Origin of the sequence: Allobosea sp. FBZP-16 (assembly GCF_002831785.1) — a bacterium.
GTDB lineage: Bacteria > Pseudomonadota > Alphaproteobacteria > Rhizobiales > Beijerinckiaceae > Allobosea > Allobosea lupini.
The window spans coordinates 51,873-76,419 of the sequence record NZ_LNCQ01000048.1 but is presented as its reverse complement, the minus strand read 5'-3'; the positions used below and the strand labels follow the sequence as shown (position 1 = coordinate 76,419).

At 66.8% G+C, this 24,547-nt stretch carries 30 protein-coding genes and 1 tRNA gene; 19 read left to right on the top strand and 12 right to left on the bottom strand.

From position 1 onward, the window contains the following. Positions 1–62: 62 nt before the first annotated feature. Both CXY91_RS24035 and CXY91_RS24030 read left to right on the top strand, forming a co-directional pair. On the top strand, positions 63–674 hold the full coding sequence (locus CXY91_RS24035; RefSeq protein ID WP_100964017.1) for a LysE family translocator: 612 nt from the start codon (positions 63–65) through the stop codon (positions 672–674). Further along, positions 674–1,099 carry a secondary thiamine-phosphate synthase enzyme YjbQ gene (locus CXY91_RS24030; protein ID WP_100964015.1) on the top strand — a complete coding sequence of 142 codons (426 nt, stop codon included), beginning with the start codon at positions 674–676 and terminating at the stop codon, positions 1,097–1,099. Before CXY91_RS24035 ends, CXY91_RS24030 begins: the two co-directional genes overlap by 1 nt. Positions 1,100–1,103: 4 nt before the next feature. On the opposite strand, the gene CXY91_RS24025 is transcribed toward CXY91_RS24030, so the two are convergent. Further along, positions 1,104–1,667: a TetR/AcrR family transcriptional regulator gene (locus tag CXY91_RS24025; RefSeq protein WP_158673567.1), complete on the bottom strand. Its 564-nt coding sequence runs from the start codon at positions 1,665–1,667 to the stop codon at positions 1,104–1,106. Then, positions 1,664–2,035, bottom strand: a complete 372-nt coding sequence (locus tag CXY91_RS24020; protein WP_100964011.1) for a hypothetical protein — start codon at positions 2,033–2,035, stop codon at positions 1,664–1,666. Before CXY91_RS24020 ends, CXY91_RS24025 begins: the two co-directional genes overlap by 4 nt. 122 nt (positions 2,036–2,157) lie before the next feature. On the opposite strand from CXY91_RS24020, the gene CXY91_RS24015 reads away from it, so the two are divergent. The 3 genes from CXY91_RS24015 (at position 2,158) to CXY91_RS24005 (ending at position 4,619) form a co-directional block, all read left to right on the top strand. Then, positions 2,158–2,445 carry an HlyU family transcriptional regulator gene (locus CXY91_RS24015; protein WP_091842774.1) on the top strand — a complete coding sequence of 96 codons (288 nt, stop codon included), beginning with the start codon at positions 2,158–2,160 and terminating at the stop codon, positions 2,443–2,445. Between the two features lie 270 nt (positions 2,446–2,715). Next, positions 2,716–3,930, top strand: coding sequence for a putative bifunctional diguanylate cyclase/phosphodiesterase (locus CXY91_RS31255; RefSeq protein ID WP_349236605.1), 1,215 nt, complete (start codon positions 2,716–2,718; stop codon positions 3,928–3,930). Between the two features lie 128 nt (positions 3,931–4,058). Then, entirely contained in the window at positions 4,059–4,619 is a 561-nt protein-coding gene (locus CXY91_RS24005; protein WP_100964009.1) for a type 1 glutamine amidotransferase domain-containing protein, read from the top strand. Here CXY91_RS24005 and CXY91_RS24000 read toward each other — a convergent pair. Beyond that, positions 4,585–5,640, bottom strand: a complete 1,056-nt coding sequence (locus CXY91_RS24000) for a 2-dehydropantoate 2-reductase (protein WP_100964007.1) — start codon at positions 5,638–5,640, stop codon at positions 4,585–4,587. The two genes, CXY91_RS24005 and CXY91_RS24000, sit on opposite strands and share 35 nt — an antisense overlap. Before the next feature lie 183 nt (positions 5,641–5,823). Between CXY91_RS24000 and CXY91_RS23995 the strand changes: the two genes are divergently transcribed. Beyond that, positions 5,824–7,047 carry an MFS transporter gene (locus CXY91_RS23995; RefSeq protein ID WP_100964005.1) on the top strand — a complete coding sequence of 408 codons (1,224 nt, stop codon included), beginning with the start codon at positions 5,824–5,826 and terminating at the stop codon, positions 7,045–7,047. Here CXY91_RS23995 and CXY91_RS23990 read toward each other — a convergent pair whose 3' ends face one another. Continuing rightward, positions 7,048–7,470 (bottom strand): VOC family protein, encoded by a 423-nt coding sequence (locus tag CXY91_RS23990; protein WP_100964003.1) that lies wholly within the window; start codon positions 7,468–7,470, stop codon positions 7,048–7,050. 79 nt (positions 7,471–7,549) lie between these two features. On the opposite strand from CXY91_RS23990, the gene CXY91_RS23985 reads away from it, so the two are divergent. The 8 genes from CXY91_RS23985 (at position 7,550) to CXY91_RS23950 (ending at position 14,861) form a co-directional block, all read left to right on the top strand. After that, the gene (locus CXY91_RS23985; protein WP_091842761.1) at positions 7,550–8,575 is read left to right on the top strand and encodes a methionine synthase; all 1,026 of its coding nucleotides are present in this window, start codon (positions 7,550–7,552) and stop codon (positions 8,573–8,575) included. Between the two features lie 5 nt (positions 8,576–8,580). Continuing rightward, entirely contained in the window at positions 8,581–8,952 is a 372-nt protein-coding gene (locus CXY91_RS23980; RefSeq protein ID WP_100964001.1) for a hypothetical protein, read from the top strand. Then, complete coding sequence (locus CXY91_RS23975; RefSeq protein WP_091842756.1) at positions 8,945–9,355, top strand: acyl-CoA thioesterase; 411 nt, start codon at positions 8,945–8,947, stop codon at positions 9,353–9,355. The genes CXY91_RS23980 and CXY91_RS23975 overlap by 8 nt, the downstream gene beginning before the upstream one ends. 358 nt (positions 9,356–9,713) lie before the next feature. Further along, complete coding sequence (locus CXY91_RS23970; protein WP_100963999.1) at positions 9,714–12,113, top strand: methyl-accepting chemotaxis protein; 2,400 nt, start codon at positions 9,714–9,716, stop codon at positions 12,111–12,113. A 132-nt stretch (positions 12,114–12,245) separates the two neighbouring features. After that, entirely contained in the window at positions 12,246–13,238 is a 993-nt protein-coding gene (mbfA, locus tag CXY91_RS23965) for an iron exporter MbfA (RefSeq protein ID WP_100963997.1), read from the top strand. Between the two features lie 299 nt (positions 13,239–13,537). Continuing rightward, a complete protein-coding gene (locus CXY91_RS23960; RefSeq protein WP_199777549.1) occupies positions 13,538–14,062 on the top strand; it encodes a peptidase associated/transthyretin-like domain-containing protein in 525 nt (174 codons plus the stop codon). Further along, positions 14,043–14,681: a ferric reductase-like transmembrane domain-containing protein gene (locus CXY91_RS23955; protein WP_100963995.1), complete on the top strand. Its 639-nt coding sequence runs from the start codon at positions 14,043–14,045 to the stop codon at positions 14,679–14,681. Before CXY91_RS23960 ends, CXY91_RS23955 begins: the two co-directional genes overlap by 20 nt. A gap of 104 nt (positions 14,682–14,785) precedes the next feature. Next, positions 14,786–14,861: transfer RNA gene (locus CXY91_RS23950), tRNA-Ile, on the top strand. A gap of 154 nt (positions 14,862–15,015) precedes the next feature. Here CXY91_RS23950 and CXY91_RS23945 read toward each other — a convergent pair. Then, entirely contained in the window at positions 15,016–15,309 is a 294-nt protein-coding gene (locus tag CXY91_RS23945; protein WP_091840241.1) for a DUF982 domain-containing protein, read from the bottom strand. 350 nt (positions 15,310–15,659) lie between these two features. On the opposite strand from CXY91_RS23945, the gene CXY91_RS23940 reads away from it, so the two are divergent. After that, entirely contained in the window at positions 15,660–15,923 is a 264-nt protein-coding gene (locus CXY91_RS23940) for a hypothetical protein (protein WP_100963993.1), read from the top strand. Between the two features lie 27 nt (positions 15,924–15,950). On the opposite strand, the gene CXY91_RS23935 is transcribed toward CXY91_RS23940, so the two are convergent. The 7 genes from CXY91_RS23935 to CXY91_RS23905 all read right to left on the bottom strand — a co-directional run bounded on the left by CXY91_RS23935 (position 15,951) and on the right by CXY91_RS23905 (position 21,627). Next, positions 15,951–16,445, bottom strand: a complete 495-nt coding sequence (locus tag CXY91_RS23935; protein ID WP_210202611.1) for a lipocalin family protein — start codon at positions 16,443–16,445, stop codon at positions 15,951–15,953. 153 nt (positions 16,446–16,598) lie between these two features. Next, positions 16,599–16,877: a GNAT family N-acetyltransferase gene (locus CXY91_RS23930; protein ID WP_100963989.1), complete on the bottom strand. Its 279-nt coding sequence runs from the start codon at positions 16,875–16,877 to the stop codon at positions 16,599–16,601. An 80-nt stretch (positions 16,878–16,957) separates the two neighbouring features. Next, positions 16,958–17,557, bottom strand: a complete 600-nt coding sequence (wrbA, locus tag CXY91_RS23925; RefSeq protein ID WP_100964244.1) for an NAD(P)H:quinone oxidoreductase — start codon at positions 17,555–17,557, stop codon at positions 16,958–16,960. Positions 17,558–17,739: 182 nt separating this feature from the next. Then, positions 17,740–18,186 carry a hypothetical protein gene (locus CXY91_RS23920; protein WP_100963987.1) on the bottom strand — a complete coding sequence of 149 codons (447 nt, stop codon included), beginning with the start codon at positions 18,184–18,186 and terminating at the stop codon, positions 17,740–17,742. 178 nt (positions 18,187–18,364) lie between these two features. Further along, on the bottom strand, positions 18,365–19,384 hold the full coding sequence (locus tag CXY91_RS23915) for an amino acid ABC transporter substrate-binding protein (protein WP_100963985.1): 1,020 nt from the start codon (positions 19,382–19,384) through the stop codon (positions 18,365–18,367). Positions 19,385–19,474: 90 nt separating this feature from the next. Further along, entirely contained in the window at positions 19,475–20,659 is a 1,185-nt protein-coding gene (metC, locus tag CXY91_RS23910; RefSeq protein ID WP_100963983.1) for a cystathionine beta-lyase, read from the bottom strand. A 92-nt stretch (positions 20,660–20,751) separates the two neighbouring features. After that, positions 20,752–21,627 carry a LysR substrate-binding domain-containing protein gene (locus tag CXY91_RS23905; RefSeq protein WP_100963981.1) on the bottom strand — a complete coding sequence of 292 codons (876 nt, stop codon included), beginning with the start codon at positions 21,625–21,627 and terminating at the stop codon, positions 20,752–20,754. 157 nt (positions 21,628–21,784) lie between these two features. Here CXY91_RS23905 and CXY91_RS23900 point away from each other — a divergent pair, with 157 nt between their 5' ends. The 4 genes from CXY91_RS23900 to CXY91_RS23885 all read left to right on the top strand — a co-directional run bounded on the left by CXY91_RS23900 (position 21,785) and on the right by CXY91_RS23885 (position 24,540). Then, positions 21,785–23,239, top strand: coding sequence for a methyl-accepting chemotaxis protein (locus tag CXY91_RS23900; RefSeq protein ID WP_100963979.1), 1,455 nt, complete (start codon positions 21,785–21,787; stop codon positions 23,237–23,239). Positions 23,240–23,307: 68 nt separating this feature from the next. Continuing rightward, positions 23,308–23,775, top strand: a complete 468-nt coding sequence (locus CXY91_RS23895; RefSeq protein ID WP_091840264.1) for a response regulator — start codon at positions 23,308–23,310, stop codon at positions 23,773–23,775. 2 nt (positions 23,776–23,777) lie between these two features. Then, on the top strand, positions 23,778–24,173 hold the full coding sequence (locus tag CXY91_RS30370) for an STAS domain-containing protein (RefSeq protein WP_199777548.1): 396 nt from the start codon (positions 23,778–23,780) through the stop codon (positions 24,171–24,173). 7 nt (positions 24,174–24,180) lie between these two features. After that, complete coding sequence (locus CXY91_RS23885; RefSeq protein WP_091840270.1) at positions 24,181–24,540, top strand: response regulator; 360 nt, start codon at positions 24,181–24,183, stop codon at positions 24,538–24,540. Positions 24,541–24,547: the final 7 nt, after the last annotated feature.

The window sequence follows — 24,547 nt, the reverse complement described above, 5'->3', positions numbered from 1 at the left end:
AAGGCGTTCACGACCGGGATATCGATGCGCCACCGACCTCGTCGCAGGAAGTGGAGCAACGCATGTCCCTCGAATTCCTGCTGACCTCGCTGATCATCGTCGCTTCGCCCGGCACGGGCGCGATCTACACCATCGCCGCAGGGCTGACGCGCGGGGCCAAGGCCAGCCTGCTCGCCTCCTTCGCATGCACGCTCGGCATCGTGCCGCACCTGATCGCCGCGATGATGGGCCTTGCAGCGCTGCTGCATGCCAGCGCGCTGGCCTTCTCGATCGTCAAATATGCCGGCGTCGCCTATCTGCTCTGGATGGCCTGGCAGACGCTGAAGGAGCAGGGCGCCCTCAGCGTCGAGGCTGCGGCCGACGAGCGCTCGGCCTGGCGCGTGCTGGTCGACGGCCTTGCGCTCAACGTGCTCAATCCGAAGCTCTCGATCTTCTTCGTCGCCTTCCTGCCGCAGTTCATCGCCGCGAACGAGGCCAGCCCGATGGCGCGCATGCTCGAGCTCTCGGGCGTGTTCATGGCGATGACCTTCGTCGTCTTCGCGCTCTACGGCCTGTTCGCGGCGGCGATGCGCGACAAGGTGGTGAGCCAGCCGGCGGTGATGGCCTGGCTGCGGCGCACCTTCGCGGCGGCCTTCGTCGCGCTCGGCGCCAAGCTCGCGCTGACCGAGCGGTGATGGCTGGCAAGCAGACCCGCCTCGCGATCGAGACACGCGGGGCGGGGCTCTACGAATTCACCGACGCGGTCGCCCGCTTCGTACGCGAGGCGGCGGTCGATGTCGGCGTGCTGACGCTGTTCGTGCGCCATACCTCCTGCTCGCTCCTGATCCAGGAGAACGCCGATCCGGATGTGCAGCGTGACTTGTCCGCCTTCTTCGCCCGGCTCGTGCCACCGGCGGACGATGCGGCCATGGCCTATCTTACCCATCGCGCGGAGGGGCCGGACGACATGCCGGCTCATATCAAGGCGGCGGTGCTGCCGGTTTCGCTGTCGATCCCGGTCAGCAGTGGCCGGCTCGTGCTCGGCACCTGGCAAGGCATCTACCTGTTCGAGCACCGGACCAGCCCGCACCGGCGCGCGGTCGTGCTGCATCTCGCCTGAGCCGTCAGCCGCTGGCGGGGCGGTGCAAAAGCCGCATCAGGATGCCGTAGCAGTCATGCAGCTCCTGCGGCGAAAGGCCGAGGTCGAGCTGCTGGAAGCCGATATAGGCGGCATATTCGATGCGGGCGAGGGCGAGAGCCTCTTCCGGCGCTAAGCGCCCGCTCTCGCCATGAAGAGTCTCCAGATAGGCGATACGCTCGCGATCGACCTCGGCACAGGTCACGGCAACGCCGGGATCGAGCTGGGCGAGTCGGCGCATGCCCTGCTCGATGCGCACGTCGAGGGCGAGCGCCATCCTGTCGAGCGCGATCAGCCGCTCCTGCGCCGGCCCGCCCGTGTCGACCTCCTGCATCAGGCGAAGGGTATGGGTCTCGCGCCAATGCCCGGCGAGGGCGGCGAGGTAGGCTTCGATTGCCGGAAAATGAGCGTAGAACGAGCCCTTGGTCTTGCCGGCCCGGCGGCAGAGCGCCTCGATGGTCAGCCCGGAAGGCCCCTGTTCGGCAAGGGCAGTAAGCCCGAGCGCGAGCCATTCGCCCAGGCGGAAGCGGCGCGGGGGAAGGCCAGTCACTGCCACAGGCCGATCGTGCCGCTCGCCGTGATCGCCGCGAACAGGGCCCATTGCGGGAAATGCGCAATGCGCAGGCGGAACAGCCCGACCATACCGAGGCCCCAGAGGCAGAACAGCGCAGCGCCGGCGGTGGCGAAGAGCGCGAGGTCGCGGCTGCCTTGGCCGGTCGCGACGAGGCCGAAGGCCAGGGCGAGTGCGGCGAGCACGATCGTCACCAGATGCCAGCAGTAGTACAAGGTGAATTTCGGCACCGCATGCAGCCGCTCGGCAGCCAGCAGCGGCGCTGCGATCTCCCGGCCGCCGAGAATGGCGTGAATCAGGGTGGTGATGGCCGCAAGCGCGGCGGCAAGGGCGAGCCAGAAATTCATGTCAGTCTCCATAATAGTACAATACCGTATGGTATTATTATGGGAGAAGACAAGCCCACAAGGCGAGCTTGGCCAATCAGGCCGCATCTGCGCTATACAGCGCCGGTCACACGGAGCGCGTCATGTCCTTTCTCAAATCCCTGTTCGGCCGCAAGGATGCCAAGCCGGCTACGCCTGCCGGGCCGCTGAAGACCATCGAGTACAAGGGCTTCACCATCCACGCCACGCCGTTCCCGGAGGGGGGGCAGCAGCAATTGTCCGGGTTGATCGAGAAGGAGATCGACGGCGAGGTGAAGAGCCATCGCTTCATCCGGGCTGACCGCTTCCCGGGCGCCGATGAGGCGGCCGACTTCGCGATCGTCAAGGCCCGGCAGCTGATCGACGAACAGGGCGAACGCCTGTTCAAATAGGATTTCACGTAATCCCTGTTTTAGTTATCGAAAGTGTTTCACAATTCATTGGATCAGTATCGGTTTAAAATTTTAAAACTGCGCATCCATTGTGTTTTCCTTGGGGCATTGCGCAAATTTGAGTCAATTTATACGAAGATTTCCGCTGTTTTCCGACGCCGGGGGGAGTGGCTATTGCGCAGCGGCATTGGATTCGCCTTCGCCATTTAAAACTTTATTCGGTTTTTCCGGCTTTGATGCCACCACGTTGTTCGCGTCGAGATCACCAGCATGCCTCCCAATCCCCCCGGCGGTCAGAAGCCGGACGAGCCTCCGGGTGCGCAGGCCGACGCGGCCGACGACAGCTGGTTCCGGGAGGTCGTGGCGCAATTGCCGCTCGCGCTCTACGCGACGGATGCCGACGGGAACGTGACCTATTTCAATCAGGCGGCTGCCCGGCTCGTCGGGCGGCAACCCCAGATCGGGCAGGATCGCTGGTGCATCGCCCATCGTCTTTTTCAGGTCGACGGTTCGCCTCTGGCGCATGAGGATTGCCCGCTGGCCGTGGCGCTGCGCGAGAAGCGCGCGGTCCGCGGCATCGAGGCGCTGGCCGAGCGGCCCGATGGCAGCCGCGTGCGCTTCATGCCGCTGCCGACGCCGCTCTACGATGCGCAGGGCAAGCTCACCGGCGCAGTCAACGTGATGGTCGACGTCAGCAGCGGCCCGCAAACCGGGAGCGATGCGGCGGCGTCCGCTCATCACCTTGCGGACGACCTTGCAGCCGCGATCGCGCAGAAGCAGCTGCATCTGCACTATCAGCCGGTCTTCTCGGCCGCCGGCCATCTGTCGGGCTTCGAGGCGCTGGCGCGCTGGGTCCACCCCGAGCGTGGCGTGATTCCGCCATCCGAGTTCATCCCGGCGGCGGAGGAGAGCGGGCTGATCCTGCCCCTGGCGCGCGAGCTGCTGCTCCAGGCCTGCACCGAGGCGGCAAGCTGGGCAAGGCCGCTGCGCATCGCCGTCAACGTCTCGCCCCTGCAGTTCCGCCATGGTGACCTGCCGGCGCTGATCGATGAGGTGTTGGTCGAGACCGGGCTGGAGCCGGAGCGGCTCGAGCTCGAGATCACCGAAGGGGTGATGATCACCGATTTCGACCGCACCATGCTGGTGCTGCACCGGATCAAGGCGCTCGGCGTGCGCATCGCGCTCGACGATTTCGGCACGGGCTATTCCTCGCTCTCCTATCTGCACATGTTCCCGCTCTCGACGCTGAAGATCGACCGCAGCTTCGTTGCCAATCTCGGCGTCGCCTCGGAGGCCGCGGCGATCACGCGCGCGGTCATCGCGCTTGGCCATGCGCTCGACATCGAGGTGGTGGCCGAGGGTGTCGAGACGCGCGAGCAGCTCGACTTCCTGATCGACGAAGGCTGCAACTACATGCAGGGCTATATGCTCGGCCGTCCGCTGCCGGCCGAGCAATATGCCGACCTGACCGGCCGCAAGAGCTGAGCTGGAGCACTCCTCCAGATCGCGGAATGTCTCTGGGCCGTTGTCGCCCCCACCGCGTCGTTCCGACGCGGAAACGGATCGCCCTCCCGAAGGTTGCCTTGATTGAAGCAGCAACCAGGGAGAAGGCCATGGCCTCGCTGAACGGAAAATCGATCCTCATCCTCGCCACGCACGGCTTTGAGCAGTCCGAGCTCGAGGTACCGCTCGCAAAGCTCAAGGAAGCCGGCGCCACCGTGCATGTCGCATCGCCCGAGAGCGGCGAGATCAAGGGCTGGGACAAGAAGGATTGGGGAAAGGCGGTCAGGGTCGACAAGAGCCTCGATGAGACACGGGCCGACGCCTACGACGCGATCGTGCTGCCCGGCGGCCAGATGAATCCCGACACGCTGCGCGGCAACGACAAGGCGATCGCGCTGATCAAGGACTTCTTCGCGCAAGGCAAGGTCGTCGCAGCCGTCTGCCACGCGCCCTGGCTGCTGGTCGACAGCGGCATCGCCAAGGGGCGGCGGCTGACCTCGTACAAGACGATCAAGCAGGACCTGGTCAATGCCGGGGCGCAATGGGAGGACAGCGAGGTCGTCACCGACAAGGGTGTCGTCACCTCGCGCAATCCCGGCGACCTGCCGGCTTTCGTCGCCAAGATCATCGAGGAGGTCAATGAGGGCCGGCACGATCGTCGCGCCGCCTGATCCCTCGGAGAGAGGAGCTCGCGTCGCCGAGTTCCGCCAACAAGGCGTCGCCGCTCCAGCGCCGCGGCGAGTGCTCGGCCTGGTGGACGAGAGCCGTAAGGCGCTCGTTCACCGCCGCGCTCCCACCGAGGCGCTGCGCCAGCCTGACCACTTCGCCATTGATCCAGTCGACCTCTGTCCTGCGCCCGGCGGCGAGATCGTCCGCCATGGACGAACGCGCCGACGGATCGATCGCCAGCATCTTGCGGGCGAACCGGGCAAAGAGCGCATCGGGCAGGCGTAGCAGCGCCGGGATCCAGCCCGCCGGCAGTGGTGTCAGCCGCGCCGGCTGTATGCCTGCCTGCTTGAGCAAGGCGAGCGCTTCGGCCTGCGCCAGCGCCAGGCAGCGCCGATAGGCGCGCTGCGCCAGTTCCTGTTGCAAGGGCAGGGCGGAGAGCGCGTTGACGGCGTTGTTGAGGTTGAGGAGCAGTTTGGCCCATTGCACCGGCAGCATGTCGCGGTGCCGGCGCAGGGCGAAGCCGGCGCTGGTGAAATCGGCGAGGAAAGGTGCGAGTGCGGCTGCGTCCTCGACTTCGGGCTCGCCTTCCGAGGCCTGATGGAAGCCGCCGGGACCACGCCTGATGACATTGAACGGCACCATGCCGGCGAGCACGCTGCGGCCGGGCAGGGCAGCGCGCAGCACATCCACATTGCCGATACCATTCTGGAAACTGATCACGACGGCGTTCGGTGCAGCCAGGGCGGCAAGCTCAGCCGCGGCCTGCACGGTCGAGCCCGACTTCACGGTGACCAGGATGAGGTCGGCCGACGCGGCGGCATCCGGCTCGGTCGAGAAGGCAACCGTCTCCGGCGGAACGTGCCAGTTGCGGCCGTCATAATGCGTCAGCGTCAGGCCGTGCTGCCGGAGCTCCTCGCCAATGCCCCGGCGGCCGATGAAAGCGACTTTCGCGCCGCCGGCGGCGAGCCGCCCGCCGAGATAGCAGCCGATCGCGCCGGCGCCGTAGATGCAAATCCTGGCCATCGCTCCTCCGCCTCGTGCCGAGCATGCCGCTGTCGGCCCACGATGCAAGCGGTCGAAGAAAACGCAGGCCGCCCCCACATCCGCGCCGCATCGGCCCGCCGCCGATGCGCTTGTGGCGAACGATCGTGCTGCCTAATGCTCGGGCAGAGAGAAAATCGTTCTCCGCTGATCCGGCGAGGAAACATGAACGCCCAGGATGCGCGCTACGCGCCGGATTCGTCTTATGCCTGGATGAGGCTGGCGCTCGCCCTGCTGGTCGGGACGATCGCCTGCGTCGGTTCCTGGTCGGCGGTCGTGGTGGTGACGGCGGTTCAGCAGGAATTCGGCGTCATGCGTGCCGATGCCTCGCTGCCTTACACTTTCGCGATGATCGGCTTCGGCGTCGGCAATATCGCCATGGGCCGGCTGGCCGATCGTTTCGGGATCGTCTGGCCGATCGTGCTGGGCGCACTGTTGCTGTGCAGCGGCTATGCGCTCGCCTCGGTCGCCGGCTCGCTCTGGCAGTTCGCGCTGGCGCACGGCTTCCTGATCGGGCTCGGCGCCGCTACCGGGTTCTCGCCGCTCATCGCCGATCTCTCGCACTGGTTCCGGCGCTATCGCGGCCTTGCCGTCGTCTTCGGCGCGTCGGGCAGCTATCTCGCCGGCATGTTCTGGCCGCAGCTGATCAACTGGGGCGTCCAGACCCATGGCCTGCGCACGACGCATCTTTGGCTGGGCATCGCCTGCCTGGTGGTGATGCTGCCGCTGGCGCCGTTGTTCCGGCGCCGGCCGAACGCTGCAAGCATCGCGGCGGCAGAGGCGACGAGCGCCGGCGCGCGCGGCAGCCTCGGGCTGTCGCCCAACCAGCTGCAGCTGCTGCTGGTCGTGGCCGGCTTCTGCTGCTGCGTCGCGATGTCGATGCCGCAGGTCCATATCGTCGCCTATTGCAGCGATCTCGGCTACGGCGTCGCTCGCGGCGCCGAGATGCTGAGCGTGATGATGGCGCTCGGCATCGTCAGCCGGATCTCATCCGGCTTCGTCGCCGACAAGATCGGCGGCACGGCGACGCTCGCTCTGTCCTCCCTGATGCAGGGCATGGCGCTCTTCCTCTATCTCTGGTTCGACGGGCTGAGCTCGCTCTTCATCGTCACCGGCATCTTCGGCCTGTTCCAGGGCGGGATCGTGCCGATGTATGCGGTGATCATCCGCGACTACATGCCGCCGCGCGAGGCGGGCGTGCGCATCGGCGTGGTGATGTCGGCGACGATCTTCGGCATGGCGTTCGGTGGCTGGGTCTCCGGCCTGATCTTCGACGCGACCGCGTCCTATCGGCTCGCCTTCCTCAACGGTCTCGCCTGGAACCTGATCAACCTCTCGATCGTCTGCTGGCTGATGCTGAAGGCGCGCCCGAAGCTGGCGGCGGCGTGATCAAGCCGAGACAGCACCGGGACGGTAGGTTCCGAAGCACCAGACATGGCCCTCCGGGTCCTTGCAGATGAAGTCGCGGCTGCCATAGGGCTGGTCGGTCGGCTCCATGCAGATCTCGGCGCCGGCCTTGCGGGCCCGCTCGCAGAGCGCGTCAATATCCGTCGTCGCGACATAGGGCGAGGCGGTGGTGCCGCCGAGCTCGGCCGGACGCGAGACCAGCTTGCCGAATTCGTTGTTCTCGGCTGAACCGAGCATGACGAAGCTGTCGCCCATACGCAGCTCGCCGTGCAGCAACGTCTTGCCGTCCTGCGAATAGTAGGCGGCGTGCTTCTCGAAGCCGAAGGCCGCGATCAGCCAGTCATAGATGCGCGGCGCGTCGGCATAGCGCAGCGAGATGCAAATCATCGGCGGCGGACTGGCCATCGCCTTCTCCTTCGACGAGCCTGACTTGACGCAGCATGCGCGCGCGGCAATCTCAGCTCAATGATGAAAGGGGAACGCCATGCTCCAGACCACCCTTGCCGGCAGCCTGCCGAAGCCGCGCTGGCTCGCGGAAGAGGAGCGGCTTTGGGCACCCTGGATGCTTTCGGGGGAGGCGCTGGAGGCGGGCAAGCGCGACGCCACCATTCTCTCGGTCAAGCTGCAAGAGGATGCCGGGCTCGACATCGTCGGTGACGGCGAGCAGGCGCGCGTCCATTTCGTCCACGGCTTCCTGGCCAATCTCGACGGCATCGACTTCGACAAGAAGACGATCATGGGCATCCGCAACAACCGTTACGACGCGGAGGTGCCGACCGTGACCGGCCCAATCCGGCGCAGGGGCGCTGTGCACAGGATGGAGGCGGAAGCGGCGCGGGCGCATACGAAGCGCAAGCTGAAATTCACCCTGCCGGGTCCGATGACGATCGTCGACACCATCGCCGACGAACATTACGGTCGGCGCGAGGACCTCGCCATGGCCTTCGCCGCCGTGCTGAACGAGGAGGCGAAGGAACTGCAGGCCATCGGGGTCGATGTGATCCAGTTCGATGAGCCGGCCTTCAACGTCTATATGGGCGCCGTTGCCGACTGGGGCATCGCCTGCCTCGAGCGCGCGGCGCAGGGGCTCGCGGTCACCACCGCCGTTCACATCTGCTATGGCTACGGCATCAAGGCCAATATCGACTGGAAGGCGACGCTCGGCGAACAGTGGCGCCATTACGAGGAAACCTTCCCCGTGATCGCCAGGAGCGCGATCGACCAGGTCTCGCTCGAGTGCCGCAATTCGAAGGTGCCGCTCGAGCTGATCAGGCTGCTCGACGGCAAGGACGTCATGGCCGGCTGCATCGATGTCGCCACCAACGCCGTCGAAACGCCGGAGGAGGTGGCCGCGACGATCCGGGCGGTGCTCGACTATGTCGCGCCGGAAAAGCTCTACCCCTGCACTAATTGCGGCCTGGCGCCGATGCCGTTCGCGGTCGCCTACGGCAAGCTCGCGGCGCTTTCAGCCGGAGCCGCGCTGGTGCGCAAGGAACTCGGCAAAGCCTAGCGCCGATGCGCCACCTGACCCGCTTCGAGCACCGCCGCGAGGCACTCCTGCCGCCAAGACAGTTCGCCCTGCGCATGGGGCGGGCGATGCTGCTCTGGCTGGGGCTCACCATCGTCGGGCTCGCGATCGGCATGATCGGCTACGCCGCCAGCGAGGGCATGAGCGCGGTCGACGCCTTCGTCAACGCGGCGATGATCCTCTCCGGCATGGGGCCGGTGGCCGAGCTCAAGACCACGGGCGGCAAGCTCTTCGCCGGCTGCTATGCGATCTTCTCGGGCCTGTTCGTGGTGGTCGCCACGGGCTTCGTGCTGGCGCCGATCCTGCATCGTGTGCTCCACTCCTTCCATATCGAAGAGGGGACGGCCAACGATGACTGAGCCTGGTGTGAAACCCGCCGAGGAACCCTGCGGCACCTTGACCGTGCGCACCATCGCCATGCCGGCGGACACCAACGCCAACGGTGACATCTTCGGTGGCTGGGTGATGTCGCGCATGGACCAGGCCGGCGGCATCGCCGGGGTCGACAGGGCGCAAGGGCGCGTGGTCACGGTCGCAGTCGAGGCGATGACCTTCATCCGCCCGGTCAAGGTCGGCGACGTGCTCAGCGTTTACACCTCGGTGAAGTCGATTGGTCGGACCTCGATGAAGATCCAGGTGGAGGCCTGGGCCCGGCGCTTCCGCACCACCCTGCACGAGAAGGTCACCGATGCGACCTTCACCTTCGTCGCGATCGACGACGATGGCAGGCCGCGCCCGGTGCCGCCGCTGCCGTCCGCGTGAAGCCGGCGAAAAATCCTAACGAGACGTGAACCCGCCCCAACGCCGAGTGATTCAGAAGAATCCGGCAACTTAAGCGTTCTTTAAGCGGACCTCCGCAATTCTGCCATAGATCGGTCCATCGGGATCGCTCTGCCAGGGGCTGGGAGGTCCTGCATGATCGGCCGCCGTCATCCGCCGGCGCATGAAGCTTGGCTCGCGCCGTCGCCGCAGCGTGGCGCCGCGCCGACGAGCCGCCGTCGCCCGTCAACAAGATCATTTCCGTTCCGCGGCTGACCGTCGTCGGCTGCCTGCCCCCATGTCCGCGTCCGACCCCGGCCAGCGCCGCGCTGCCGGGAATGCCTTCAGGAGTACCGCGTCAATGTCGAAGACTGGAAAGCCTGCGCGCCAGAAGGGCTCGCGCATCGGGATCGCGGCGCGGATCTATGCCGCGCTCGGCGTCCTGACGGTGTTGACGATCGCGGCCTCGCTGGTCGCCTGGTTCTCCTATGGCAGGGTCGGCAGCACGGTCGCCGACATGGTCGAGCGCAAGATGCCGGTGGTCGAGCTGGCGCTCGAACTGTCGCAGGCCGCGACCGCCTCGACCGCGCTGGCTCCGCGCTTCATGGAAGTGCAGACCGTGCGCGAGCGCGCGGCTCTGACCGGCGAGTTCGACAAGGTCGAGGCCCGGCAGTTCGATCTCGTCCGCAAGATCGGCGAGGGCAATGTCGACAACAAGAAGGCGCAGGCCGCGCTCGACAACCTGTCGCGCCAGATCAACGACATCAACGACCTGACCGGCGAGCGCCTGCGCAACGCCTCCGAAAGCGCTGCTGCGCTGGAGAAGCTCGGCACGGCCTATGAGGCCTTCGTCAAGGCTGCCAGCGGCGAGGCCGAGCAGGCCAAGTTCGCAGTGACCTTCGGCCTCGACGATCTCGCCGCGCTCTCCGGCGACGCGCTCACCGGCGCGGTCAAGACGCTGATGGACCGCGATTTCGCGATCTTCGACCTGGCCCGCACCCTGCAGGCCAATGTCAACGAGATGGTCGGCGTTCTCCGCGAGATCGCGCAGATAAACGACAAGGAGAAGCTGAGCCTCGCCCGCGAGCGCTTCAACGGTATCGCCTATCGGCTGCGGACGCTGCTCGCCGACGCCGAGAAGATCACCGCCAACAAGGCACGGGCCAAGACGGTCGAGGACCTGATCGCGATCGGCGAAGGCAGCGACGGGCTGGTCGACATCCGCAACCGCGACATCACCACCCGCGATGGTATCAACCGCGGCCTCAAGGAGGTCGACCAGGCTGCGGCGCAGCTGCGCCGCGAGGTCGATGCCCTCGTGCAGGGCGCGCGGGGCGAGGCGCAGGCCGCCGTCGGCTCGACGAAAGAGCTGATCGAGACCAGCAAGCTCTGGCTCGGCATGATCGGCCTCGGTTCGCTTCTCGTCGCGCTAGCGCTGTCGCTGTTCTATGTCCGGCGCCAGATCGTCGGCCGCCTCAACAAGCTCTGGGCCGCGACGAAGGCGATCGCCGACGGTCAGCTCGAGACGGTCGTCGACACGAAAGGCAATGACGAGATCGCCGACATCTCGAAGAGCGTGCTGCTCTTCCGTGACAATGCGGTGGCGCTGCGCGCCGCCGAACTCGCCAAGGTCGAGGATGAGGAGCGCGCCCAGGAGCAGCGCCGCCAGATGATGGCCGAGCTCGGCGAAGCCTTCGGCGTCGTCGTCGCAGCCGCGGCGCAGGGCGATTTCAGCCGCCGGGTCGACGCCACCTTCGCCGATGCCGAGCTCAATGCGCTGGCAGCTTCAGTCAACGAACTGCTCGAGACAGTCCAGACCGGCCTGTCCGAGACCTGCGAGGTCCTCGGCCACCTTTCGGATGGTCATCTGGTCGCCCGCGTCGAGGGTCGCTACCAGGGCGCCTTCGCCGAACTCAAAAACGGCACCAACAGTCTCGCCGGCGAATTCGAGAGCACGCTGGCACGCCTCTCGGAGACCGTCTCTGCGGTTCGCAGCGCGACAAGCGAGATACTCGACGGCGTCACCGATCTCGCCGAGCGCACCAGCGAGGAGAGCAACGCCGTCTCGGTCGCGACCAACCAGCTCGGTGCCTTCGCCAGCAACGTCCAGAAAACCGCCAAGGATGCGGCCGCCGCCGTCGGCATGGCCCAGAGCGCCGAGGAGCGCGCCCAGCAGGGCGAGCAGGTCGTCGCCTCGGCCCTGGAGGCGATGCAGCGCATCCGCACCTCCTCCAGCAAGATCTCTGAGGTGATCTCGATGATCGACGAGATCGCCTTCCAGACCAACCTCCTGGCGCTGAATGCGGCGGTGGAAGCGGCTCGCGCCGGCGATGCCGGCAAGGGCTTCGCCGTGGTCGCCAGCGAGGTGCGCAGCCTTGCCAAGCGCTCGGCCGACGCCTCGAACGACGTCAAGAAGCTGGTCGAGGCCGCCCATGGCGACGTCAAGGTCGGCGTCGGCCTGGTTGAGCAGAGCTCGGCGGTGTTCGGCAGCATCCTGACTTCGGTCAACGATCTCTCGGCGCTGATGAACGGTATCTCGCAGACGGCCCGCGGCCAGGCCACCGATGTCTCGACGATCAACAAGGAGATCGACGGCATCGGCACCATGGCGCACCAGAACGCCGCGCTGGTCGAGGAGACCAATGCCGCGCTCGCCCTGACCGACGAGCAGACCCGCTCGCTCACCGAGCACATCTCGCGCTTCAGCTTCCGCGAAAGCGGGGCAGCCGAGCACGACCAGGAGCAGGCACAGGCAGCCTGACCGCGCGAAACGCGCACGATATCGCCGGACATCACGACGCCCTCCGCCGCAAGGCGGGGGGCGTTGCGTTTGAAGCGGCTTGCGGGGCCATAGCGCGCTCTCTATTTTAGAATAATTCTAAAGGAGACTGCGATGCTATCCCGGTTCCTGCCCGCCGGCCTGAGTGGCCGGCGCCGCTTCGACAGCCTGAGCGAGCGCGAGATCCTGGCACTGGCGATCGCCTCGGAAGAGGAGGATGGCCGCATCTACGCCGTCTATGCCGAGAAGCTGCGCAAGGACTATCCGGCCTCGGCGGCGGTGTTCGACGGCATGGCGGCGGAGGAGGACGAGCATCGCCGGCGCCTGCTCGACGATTATCGGCGCCGTTTCGGCGAGGTGGTGGTGCCGATCCGGCGTGAGCACGTCGCCGATTTCTACCAGCGCCGCCCGGTCTGGCTGGTCGAGACGCTCGGGCTCGATCGTATCCGCGAGGAGGCGGCGGCGATGGAGCGCCAGGCGCGCGACTTCTATGTCGCCGCCGCCGGGCGCAGCACGGATGCGCAGACGCGCAGCCTGCTCGGCGACCTCGCGCGAGCCGAGGCCGGCCATGAGAGCAAGGCGGGGGAACTCGCCGAGGATCATCTCAAGGGCGAGGCCGGCTCGACGGAGGACGCCGCGGGGCACCGGCAGTTCCTGCTGACCTGGGTGCAGCCCGGGCTTGCCGGGCTGATGGACGGCTCGGTCTCGACGCTGGCACCGATCTTCGCCACCGCCTTCGCCACTCAGAATCCGTGGACGACCTTCCTGGTCGGCCTGTCCGCCTCGATCGGTGCCGGCATCTCGATGGGCTTCACCGAGGCGGCGCATGACGACGGGAAGCTGTCCGGCCGTGGCTCGCCCTGGAAGCGCGGGCTGGCGTCGGGCGTCATGACCGCGCTCGGCGGCCTCGGCCATGCCTTGCCCTATCTGATCCCGTCCTTCTGGACGGCAACGGCGATCGCGCTGGTGGTCGTCTTCATCGAACTCTGGGCGATCGTCTGGATTCAGAATCGCTATATGGAAACGCCCTTCGCCCGCGCGACCTTCCAGGTCGTGCTCGGCGGAGCGCTGGTGCTGGCGGCTGGCATCCTGATCGGGGGAGCGTGAGGGCGAATCCGTGCCCACGGAGCCGGACGGCGTAGGGCTGCGGCGGGCCGGTCCCTCGACGATCAGAGCTCGGTGCCCATAACAGCCCCGCTCTCATCGAGCGGCGGCGTTCCATGTGCTGTCGGCCATCGCCTCACGCCGGCATGACGGGAAGGTGATGGCCCGGCCGATGGACTTCGCCGGCCGTCGCTCCTTAGATGGGGAAGACAAGGCGATGCGTCGAGCGGGCCTGTGGCTGCCTCCGGGCGATGCCGCCCAAAATCTTTCCCGACGTCAGATGTAATGGTGAGGATCAGATCATGACCGTGACGATCATCCAGCCCAACCGCAGGATTCTTCTGCTCGGTGCAGCGGCTGCCGGCGTCGTCGGCCTGCTGCCGCGCTATCTTTTGCCCGCGAACGCGCAGAGCGGCGCTCTTGCCGCGACGGAGACGATGCGCGGCGGCGCCAACAACTACATCCCGGGCGCGCCCATGGTCGACAATCTCGGGACCGGCTTCACCGCCTCCGGCATCGTGCGCGAGGCCGGCAGCGGCAAGCCCCTGCGCAATGTGCGCATCCAGATCTGGGCCGCGACCGAGCGCGGCGGCGAGCGCGAGCCGAGCAATCGCGGCAGCGTCATGACCGACGCGAACGGCCGCTATAGGCTCGACATCTCGCCGATCGTGCCGCAATTCGGCCAGCCGCACATCCATATCGCCTATGACGATCCCGGCTTTGCGACGCTGTTCCTGCGCCCGGTGCTGAACAGCCGCCATGACAAGAGCATGACCGTCGACTTCGTTCTCGCTCCCACGGCGGGCAATGCCGGCAAGTCGAGCTGAGACGGGTCGGCGGCGCATCGCCTGGCTGGCGATCGCCGCCGTCGCCATCATCCCCGTAGTCGCGGCGGCGCTCAGCCCGCTCCAGCGCGGCCGCGAGTTTCTTTGGGTCGTCGGCGGCATGGCCGGCGTCGCGGCGCTCAGCCTGCTCTTCGTGCAGCCACTTCTGACTGCAACCGCTCCGGTCCTGATGCAGCCCGCGCGCGGTCTGCGCTGGCATCGCTGGGGCGGAATCGCGATCGTTGCCGGAGTCGCGCTGCATGTCGGGGCGCTCTACGCCTATAGCCCCGAGGACGTGATGGATGCGCTGCTCCTGGTCGCGCCGACGCCGTTCTCGCTCTACGGCGTGATCAGTCTGTGGTGCCTCGTCCTGACCGCCATCCTCGCCGTGATGCGCCGGCGCCTGCGCTTCTCCCATCGGAACTGGCGCATCGCCCACAGCGTGCTGGCGGTGGCGATTGTCAGCGCCGGTTCGGTTCACGCAATCCTGATCGAGGGGGCGATGGAGGAGTTCTCGAAGCTCATGGTCTGCATCGCCGCCTTGGCTGCGACCACGGTCGGCGCCCTGGAGATCAATGTCCTGCGCCCCTTGCGCCGGCGCCGCAATCTGCAACGCGCCTGAGGCGGTGCGATCGTGGATAGGGCAGCGCCGATTCCCGCCTGGCAAGTCCCGCGCTTCCCGCAAAGCCGTTGCACGTCTCGCTACCCGGATGCTAGGCGTGCTGCGGGCCGGTAGCTCAATGGTTAGAGCTCGCTGCTCATAACAGCGCCGGTGCCGGTTCGAGTCCGGCCCGGCCCACCAATTCATCTAGCGTCGACAAATTCGGGCAGTTCCGCCCTGTTCCGGCGTCAAACTGGCGGTATCTGTCACAGATCGAGACCGCCGCGGCGATGGCGATGCCCAGGCAAGGGTGGCCATATGGCCCGACCCTGCCACGGGCAGGGCCGGGCTGGTCTCACGCCCTGCCTTGCGGGCCTTCCCTGTACGCTGCGGCAAAGGAGGCGGCATCCGGTGCCAGGATGTCGTATTTCTCGGCGAGCGTCGCGAATAGGCCTCGAACCGTCTCGGCCTCGACCTCGCCGCGCAACGCGGCCACGCAGGCCTTGATCGCAAAGTCGTGGGCCCGGTCGCGTTTGCCGTGCGGCCAATCGACCAGGAACATATACGCTTCCATGACGGTCGATATCGCCGCCGGATGGCCCAGCCCGGCGAAAATGACGACCGGCCGTTCGAACTGATCGGTATTCATCGGTCGTGGCCCTCCGTGATGCAGGCGACGATCGGTTTTGTTGCCATAGCCATATCCTCCGAAAAGCAACATGGATCCGGGTTACATGCCCTCTTTATGCAGGGCGATCATTGATCTGGTCATTGCTTCGGAATTCGCAAGACCGCCTGAGCGAGAGCGGCGCTCGTCGTCGACGGCCGCCCGGACAGCCTGACACCCGGCTGCCCTTCGGCCCGGGCCTGCGCAGCCATATCGAGGCGGATCGTCGGCTTCGATGCGTAGCGCGTCGACGGCCTTCGACAAGCGAGGGAACATTGCGCTAGGAGCGCCATTCTTATCTACGCAGCGACAACCGGCCTTCGATGACGACCATGCATATGCTCCCGTTCCGCTTCCCAGGCGTCTTGAATTCCCAGGAACTCCTGGTCGCGGAGGCGATTCAGGCGCGTGCCTTTGCCGCCCTGAGTGCGCATGGCGTCATAGCGGACGGTGATCAGGACCAGGCCAAGGCGAGGCTCGGCGCAATCGTCCTGCGCCTGATGCTCGACCGGCCCGGGTCGATCGGCGATCTGTCTGCCGCTGCCATCGAGGCCTTCGGCTCGGGAACCGAGGGCGAGACCGGCGCCGGCAAATAGGCTCAGAAGACGGCGGCCATCGCGCCGCTAGTGTGCGGTCCGCCGCAGCATCGCCGTATCGTAGCCGAGTGCCGCGGCACGCGTGACGAGGCGAGCGTATTCGCGGTCCGTGATCCGCGGCGACCGTGTCAGTATCCAAAGATATTGGCCGGATGGCTCGCCGACGATGGACCAGGAATAATCTGCCGCGCGATCCAGCACCCAGTAGTCGCCCTCGAACGGGGGAAAGAAACTCACCTTCAGCTTCGCATTGTTCGAGCCGTCGACGACTTTCGCCGTCGCCTCCGCCGTTCGCAAGGGACCTGAGACGGAGCCTTCGCGGCAGGAATTCACCACAGCGATCGAGCCGTCGGGCTTCGCCGCATAATCGGCGGTGACCGCTTCGCAGCCCTTCTGGAAGCTCGCTTCATAGCGCGCCTGTTCATGCCAGCGGCCGACATACCGGCTCAGCTCGACGGGCTTGGCCGGTTGCGGAACGTTCGCATTGCCGCTTGGCTGGGTCGGATTGCAGGCGGCGAGCATCAAGCTCGCACCCAGAACGATGGCACGCGCAGATGAGGACATCGGAGCTCCGTCAGGTTGGCAAGGCGGCAACGCGAAGGTTTTCGCGTGGTTCCGCCACCCGCGAGCCATTCCCGCCGATGTTCGAGCCCCATCGCTCGTGGGGCCTGCCAGCTACCCCACGACGATATCGTCATACTCCGGATGCCGGCTGACCCAGCCGGCCATGAAGGAGCAGCGCGGCACGACCTTGCGCCCGGAGGCGCGGATCTGCTCGAAGACGCCCTTGGCAAGCCGCGAGCCGATGCCTTGGCCGGACAAGGCCTGCGGCACCTCGGTGTGGGTCAGCACGACGCGGTCGCCATCGAGCTTGTAATAGGCGAGGGCGAGTTCGCCGCCGATGTCGAGTTCGAAACGATTCTGGTCGGGGCGGTCGACGACGCCGGTACCCATCGAGCATTCCTCTCAGGCTGCCGCTAACGCGGCCCGGTGGCGATGCCGGGCCGCGGAGCCGGTTGGGGCGCGCCCGGGCGTCAGCCGGCCAGCTTGGCGGCGATGCCGGCAACGTGCTTGCCCTGGAAGCGGGCGCCGGCGAGCTCGTTCTCGGACGGCTGGCGCGAGCCGTCGCCGGCGGCGATGGTGCTGGCGCCATAGGGCGAGCCGCCAGTGATCTCGCTCAGCGTCATCTGGCCCTGGAAACTGTAGGGCAGGCCGACGATGACCATGCCCTGGTGCAGCAGCACTGTGTGGGTCGAAAGGATGGTGCTTTCCTGGCCGCCATGCTGGGTCGCGGTCGAGGTGAAGACGCTGCCGACCTTGCCGATCAGCTTGCCCTGGAACCAGAGGCCGCCTGTCTGGTCGAGGAAGTTCTTCATCTGCGCCGGCATATTGCCGAAGCGGGTGGGGACGCCGAGGATGATGGCGTCGTAGTCCGGCAGTTCGTCTACGGTCGCGATCGGAGCGGCCTGGTCGAGCTTGAAGCCGGATTTGCGCGCGACCTCCTCGGGGACGAGCTCGGGCACGCGCTTGATCAGCGCCTCGGCGCCAGCCTCGCGCACCCCTTCGGCGACCGCCTGCGCCATCGTCTCGATATGGCCGTAGCTGGAATAGTAGAGAACCAGAACCTTCGTCATCGCGATCATCCTCCTCGTCTTCGCAGCTATGGGGAACCGCGCGCCCCGAAAGCCTAGGTCGGGTGTGCAAGGGCAGTTGTACACTCACCCATCTGACAGCGCAGCCGTCGCGGCGCATGGCCACGACGAAAGCGGCCGGGCATCACCCGGCCGCCATTGAGTATCTTCAGCTTGCGCTGCGCCTACTTGAACGCGATCACGACGCCGTCGGCGCCGATCGTAGCCTGCAGGCCCTGGCGGCGCGTGTCGAGGCTGATGGTCACGCCCTTGTCGTTCTTGAGCCACACGCGGCCCTGGCCGGCCCGGCCGACGGCCCAGCCTTCCTTGAGCTGGACATAGGGGCCGGCGAGGTCGTTGCGCTCGGTCAGGCCGTAGACGCGCCCGCTGGCGACGACGCGCGAGGCGCCGATGCCACCGATACCGAGGCCGCCGACCGAGATCGGATAGGAGCGGCCGCGATAGGTGAAGGTGCCGCCGCCGAGTTCGCCCGAGGCGATGAAGGCGACCGAGATCTGCTCGATCTTGACCGTGCCGGTCTGCGGACCCAGCGTTCGCGGCTGGGCCACGGCCGTGCCGGTGACGAGGGCAAGCGCAGCGGCGCCGGCGAAGAGGGATTTGATGGCGGGCACGAGCAGTACTCCTTGGTGATGTAACGGAGTAAACAACCGCCGGAGCGCCCGGCGGTTCCGTGTGCCTGCCTCGCTGCCTAGAGCAATTCCGCAATTCTCCGAATGGCGGAATTGCTCGAGGTCTTTGCCTTATCGCATTTCTTCACGCGAACCGGTGTCCACTTCGCTCGACAATGCTCTAGCGGAAGGGCGGGCTGTATTGGATGCCGCCCCTGCTCCAGAGTTCGTTCGGGCCGCGCGCCAGCTGCAGGCGCGAGCTCTTGCCGAGATGGCGCTCGAAGCTCTCGCCGTAGTTGCCGACGGCCGAGATGATGCGCACGACCCAGTCGTTGGTGACGCCCATCGCCTCGCCCATCTTGCCGTCGAGACCGAGGAAGCGCTTTACCTCGGGATTCGAGGATTTCAGCATCTCCTGGACATTGGCCTTGGTGATGCCGAGCTCCTCGGCGTTGATCAGCGCCAGCACGGTCCAGCGTACCAGGTTGAACCAGGTCTCGTCGCCGGTGCGGACCCAGGGGCCGAGCGGCTCCTTCGAGACGACTTCCGGCAGGATGACGTGACTGTCCACGTCCTGCAGCTTCATCCTGACGGCCGAGAGGGCGGAGATGTCGGTGGTGTAGGCGTCGCAGCGGCCCGATTCATAGGCCTTCAGCGCTTCTTCCGAAGTGCCGAAGGCGGCAGCCTCGTATTTCACCCCGAGCTTGCGGAAATAGTCGGCGAGGTTGAGCTCGCTGGTCGTGCCCTGCGCCACGCAGACCGAGGCGCCGCCGAGCTGGGCGGCGGAGGAGACGCCGAGCTTCTTCGAGACCATGAAGCCCTGGCCGTCATAATAGTTGACGGTGGTGAAGGTGACGCCCTGGCCGGCATTGCGCGAAAGCGTCCAGGTGGTGGTGCGCGGCAGGACGTCGATCTCGCCGGCCTGCAGCGCGATCAACCGGTCCTTCGAGGTCAGCGGGACGAAGCCGGCCTTCTCGGTGTCGTTGAAGATCACCGCGGCGAGCGCCCGACAGATGTCGATGTCGAAACCCTGCCAGCGGCCGTTGGCGTCCTGCGTCGAGAAGCCGGCGACGCCGGGGCTGGTGCCGCAGATGATCTTGCCGCGGTCGCGGATCATCTTGATCGTGTCGGCGCCGGCGGGTGCAGCGAAACCCGCGGCGAGCGCCAGCGCGGCGGTCAGGCGTAGCAAGGTCCGTTTCATCGTTGATCCCCTGTCGTTGTTATCAGGCAAAACTCTCCCGTTGCGGCGGAGACGCTGCCCCGCCGCGTTCGTCATCTCAGGCCTTCAACCTCAGGCGACCTTGGCAGCCACTGGCTGTTCGAGCGCGACCAGCAGCGCGTCGAGGTCGTTCCAGAGGTCGTCCGGGTCCTCCAGGCCGATGCTGATGCGCAGTGCCGGACCCTGATGCGGCCAGGGCACGACGGTGCGCTCGCCCTCCGGCGCCAGCGGCGCGATCAGGCTGCGCGTGCCACCCCAGGAGGCGCCGATGGCGAAGACCTCGAGCGCCGAGAGCGCCTGTTCCAGCCGAGCATGCGGCACTGGCTTCAGGACGACGCTGAACACGCCTGACGAGCGGCCCATGTCGCGCTTCCAGAATTCATGGCCGGGGCAGGAGGGCAGGGCCGGATGCAGCACGGTCTCGACCGCGGGCGAACGGGTCAGGCGCTGGGCGAAGTCCTCGGAGACCTTGCCCATATGGGCAAGGCGCAGCGCCAGGGTCTCCAGGCCGCGCAGAGCGAGCTGGACTTCGTCGGGCGAGACGCCGACGCCCAGGCCACGCAGCGTCACCTTCAGCTGTTCGCGCAGGCCGAGATCGGCGACGGTGATCGAGCCGAGCAGCAGATCGGAATGGCCGCCGACATATTTGGTCAGCGCTTCGCAGGCGAAGTCGACGCCATGGGCCAGCGGCTTGAAGATCAGCGGCGTCGCCCAGGTGTTGTCGCAGCCGACGAGCACGCCCTTGGCCTTCGCCGCCTTCACGATGGCGGGGATATCCTGCACCTCCATCGTGTTCGAGCCGGGCGACTCGACCCAGACCAGCTTGACCTTGTCGTCGATCAGACCGGCGATACCGGCGCCGATCAGCGGATCGTAGACGCCGTAGTCGATGCCGCGCGGCTTCAGGTAGTCCTCGCAGAAGCTGCGCACCGGCTGGTAGACCTGATCGGGGATCAGCACCTTGTCGCCCGGCAGCAGCACCGAAAGCAGGACGATGGTGACCGCCGCCTGGCCGGACGGGACGAGCACGGTGCGCACGCCGCCATGCAGCGCGGTGAGCTGTGCTTCGAGCGTGCGGTGCGTCGGGGTGCCGTGCAGGCCGTAGGTATAGCCGTCGAAGCCGCGATGCCTGCGGGCGAAGAAGCTGGCCGCGTCGGGATAGACGATGGTCGAGGCGCGGTGCGTCGGCACGGTGAGGCTGGCATAGCCCTCTTCGTTGACGGCGGGGTGGTGAACGCTGCGGGTCGCGTCATGCATGGGAAGAGGTCCTTTCGTGGAAGAAAGGTTCCCTCTGCGGGGCCTTGCCGGCAATCAGGCAAAACTCATGGCTCGATGCCTGGATGTTATGGTCAACGCACTTCCATCAGGCAGTCGATGAAGTCGCGCACCAATTGCGATTTCGGCCGGTCGAGCGGCAGGATCAGCAGGCTGCGGCTTTGCACCTCCGGTGCGAAGGGGCGCAGCACCAGCCGGCTCGGATCGGCACCGGCGACCGCATAAGGGCTGACCAGGCCGACGCCGACGCCTTCCGCGACGAGGGCACAGACGGTCGCGGCATAGATGGTCTCGACGACGATGCGCGGCTTGACGCCGGCTTCCGCGAAGATGCGGTCGAGCCGCTGGCGGGCACGATCCTCCGGCACATAGGCCACGAACGGCAGGTCGTGCAGATCGGCCGGGCCGATCTGCTCCTTTTCGGAGAGCGGATGGCCGAGCGGCAGGGCGCAGAGCACGCGCGGCTGGACGAAGGGCTGGTGCAGCACGCCGGATACGTCGATCTCGTCGGCGGCGAGGCCGATGTCGAAGGCGCCGGAGGCGACGCCGTCGCGGACATCGCGCGAGGGCAGTACCATCAGCGTCACCGCGATGTCCGGGCGCCGGTCGCGGAAGCGGCGGACCGCCCGCGGGACCAGCGACGAGCCCAGCGCCGAGAGCGAGCCGACGCGCAATTGGCCGGCGCCATGGTCGCGGATGCGGGCGGCGGTGGCGCGCAGCGTGTCCATGCCGAGGAAGGAAGCCTGGACCTGGGCGTAGAACAGCTTGGCCTCGGGCGTCGCGACGATGCGGTTGCGGATCCGGTCGAACAGCAGGAAGCCGAGCGACTTCTCCAGCTCGGCGATGGCGCGGCTGACGCCGGGCTGGGTGACGCCGAGCAACTCGGCGGCGCGCGAGATCGTGCCGGCCTTCATCACCGCGGCGAAGGTTTCGAGCTGTCGGCTGTTCAAGCGGCGTGCGCCCCCGAGACTGTCGTGCGGCGCCAGCCTAGCCGCCGTGCCGAGCCGAGGGAACCATCGAGATATTGCCGCCGGAACCGCTTAACCGCGGATTTACCCTGTTCCTTTAGGTTCGGCGGGCATAACTCCAAGAAGGAAGCGCCAAGCGATGCTTGCCCAGGCCCTGAAGCTGCCTGATCCTGCCAATGAGGATGCGCCGGGCGCGGAAGCGGCAGCGCGGGCCGTACGCGAGATCGCGGAACGCTTCGGCAAGCTCAGTGCCGAGATCACCGATATTTCCGGGCGCGTCGGCGACGTCAATGCCGAGCTCGACCGGCAGACGGATGGGCTGCACCGCGTCGTCGCCTCGGTCGAGCAGGTCTCGCGCTCGAACCAGGCGATCCAGCAGGCGGCCGATACCGCCCAGCAGGCGGCCTCCGTGGTCAAGAGCGGGCTGGAGCGCGTCACCGGCGCGGTCCGCCAGGGTCTGAATGCGGCGCAGAGCGACATCGCCGAATTGTCGGACGGTGCGCAATCGATCTCGCAGGCGCTGAACGAAGCCGTCGGGCGCGCCCACAAGGCGCGCGAGGCCAGCGAGGCGATCCAGACGATCACGCGCGAGATCCAGCTGCTCTCGATCAATGCCGGCGTCGAGGCCGCGCGCAGCGGCGCCGCAGGCCGTGGCTTTGCGGTGATCGCCGCGGCGGTGAAGCAGCTCGCCGAGCAGACGCGCGACGCGACGGCCGCCAGTGCCAAACAGCTCGACGCGCTGGTCTCGACCGTCGACCAGCTGGCGAAGCAGAGCGAGGCGAACGCGCTGGCGGCGCGGCGCGCCAGCGACGAGAGCCAGGGCATCTCGCAGCAGATCGGCGAGCTCGATCATTTCGGCCGTTCGGTGGTCGGGCTGATCTCGGAGATCGACTCGATCTCGGCGCCGGCGCGCGAGAATGCTGCGGCGTTCGCGCAGGTGGGCGACGAGATCAAGGGACTGGTCGCGGGGGTCGATCAGTCCGGCCGCAATCTCGAGGTCGCGGCCCGGCGCGGAGCGTCGCTGGTCTCGACCAGCGAGGCGGTCCTCGGCGCGATCGCGAACTCGGGCGTGCGCACGCCGCAATCGGACATGATCGAGATCGCGCTCGAGGCGTCGGCGGCGATCGCCGGCCTGTTCGAGCAGGCGCTGGCGACGGGGCAGGCCAGCGAGGCCGATCTGTTCGACGAGGCCTACAGGCCGATTCCGGGCAGCGATCCCCAGCAATTCATGACCCGCTTCACCGAGTTGACCGACCGGCTGCTGCCTTCGGTTCAGGAGAAGATGCTGTCCGCGAGCAAGCGGATCGTCTTCTGCGCGGCGGTCGACCGCAATGGGTACCTGCCGACGCACAACCGCAAGTACTCGCAGCCGCAGGGGCCGGACCCGGTCTGGAACAACGCCAATTGCCGCAACCGGCGCATCTTCAACGATCGCACCGGCCTTGCCGCGGCACGCAACCAGAAACCGTTCCTGCTGCAGACCTATCGGCGCGACATGGGCGGCGGCAATTTCCTTGTGATGGAGGACCTTTCGGCGCCGATCGTCGTCAGGGGCCGGCACTGGGGCGGGGTCCGGTTCGGGCTCAGCGTCTGAGGGAGTTGGCGGAGCCTTAACCGCCGCGTGCCAGTGTCCTAGTCGCGTACGGGTTTCGAGTTGCGGACATGCATATCGCGCCATCCTTCCCCAATCTCTCGGTGCTGCTGATCGATCCCAGCCCGCACTATCGGCGCATCATACGCACCATGCTCTACCAGGCGCAGCTGCAGCGCGTGTTCGAGGCCGCTGATCTCGCCACGGCGGCGACGACCTTCATTCAGAAGCAGCCCAACATCGTGATGCTGGACTGGGACCTGCCCGACGGCGACAGCGTGAAATGCCTGGCCTCGATCCGCTCTTTCAAGACGTCGCCCTTCGCCAAGGCGCCGGTGCTGGTGATGATGGAAAAGCCTGACCGGCGCGCCGTGGTGCAGGCCGCCAAGCTCGGAGCGCACGAGATCATCGTCAAGCCGATCTCGCCGAACAATCTCTGGCTGCACCTTTCGGGCATCATCAACATACCCCGCAAGTACAAGGAAGCGAACGGCAGCATCTCGCTGGTGCCGCGCGCGATCAGCAACAGTCTGTTCTGAGATTGAACGAAGCTGCCGCGGAACGGTCACAATCCTTGCCGCGAGCCGGGGCGGTTAGCGAAATTTTTACCAATCCCGGAGATGCTTCCCAGTCAATAAACACAGGGCGCGCCGCCGTGGTCATTACCGTCTCCCTTCCGCCTTTCCTCGGCCGATCAGAGGCTGCTGCTTTCCGTAACCAGCTCCTCGTCGCGCTGGAACAGAAGGAGAGCATCGCGGTCGAATGCGCCGAGGCCGGGCCGTTCCCGAGCGTGTGGATCCAGCTCCTGCATTCGGCTGCAACCAGCGCCAAGGCGCGCGGCCTCAGCGTCACGCTCAAGGCGGCCTCGGACGAGTGCCGACAGTCTTTTCAAGCGATCGGGTTCGACCCGGCGCAAAGCGCTCTCGTTCTGGAGTGATCCTGCGATGAAGATCCTCGCGATCGACGATACCAAGACCCTGCTCAGCCTGCTCAGCATGACGCTGCGCAATGCCGGCCACGAGGTGGCGGAGGCGGAGAACGGCGAAGAGGGCCTGGCCCGCTTCGACCAGTTCAGGCCCGACCTCGTCATCACCGATCTCAACATGCCGGTGATGGACGGCATCGAGTTCACGCGCGCCTGCCGCGCGCGCCCGGCCGGCCAGAACACCCCGATCATCGTGCTGACCACCGAGAACGGCGCCGAGATCAAGGCGGAAGGCCGCCGGGCCGGCGCCAGCGCCTGGATGGTCAAGCCGTTCGAGCCAAACACCCTGCTCGGCCTCGTCGCGCGCTACCAGAACTGAGGCGGTC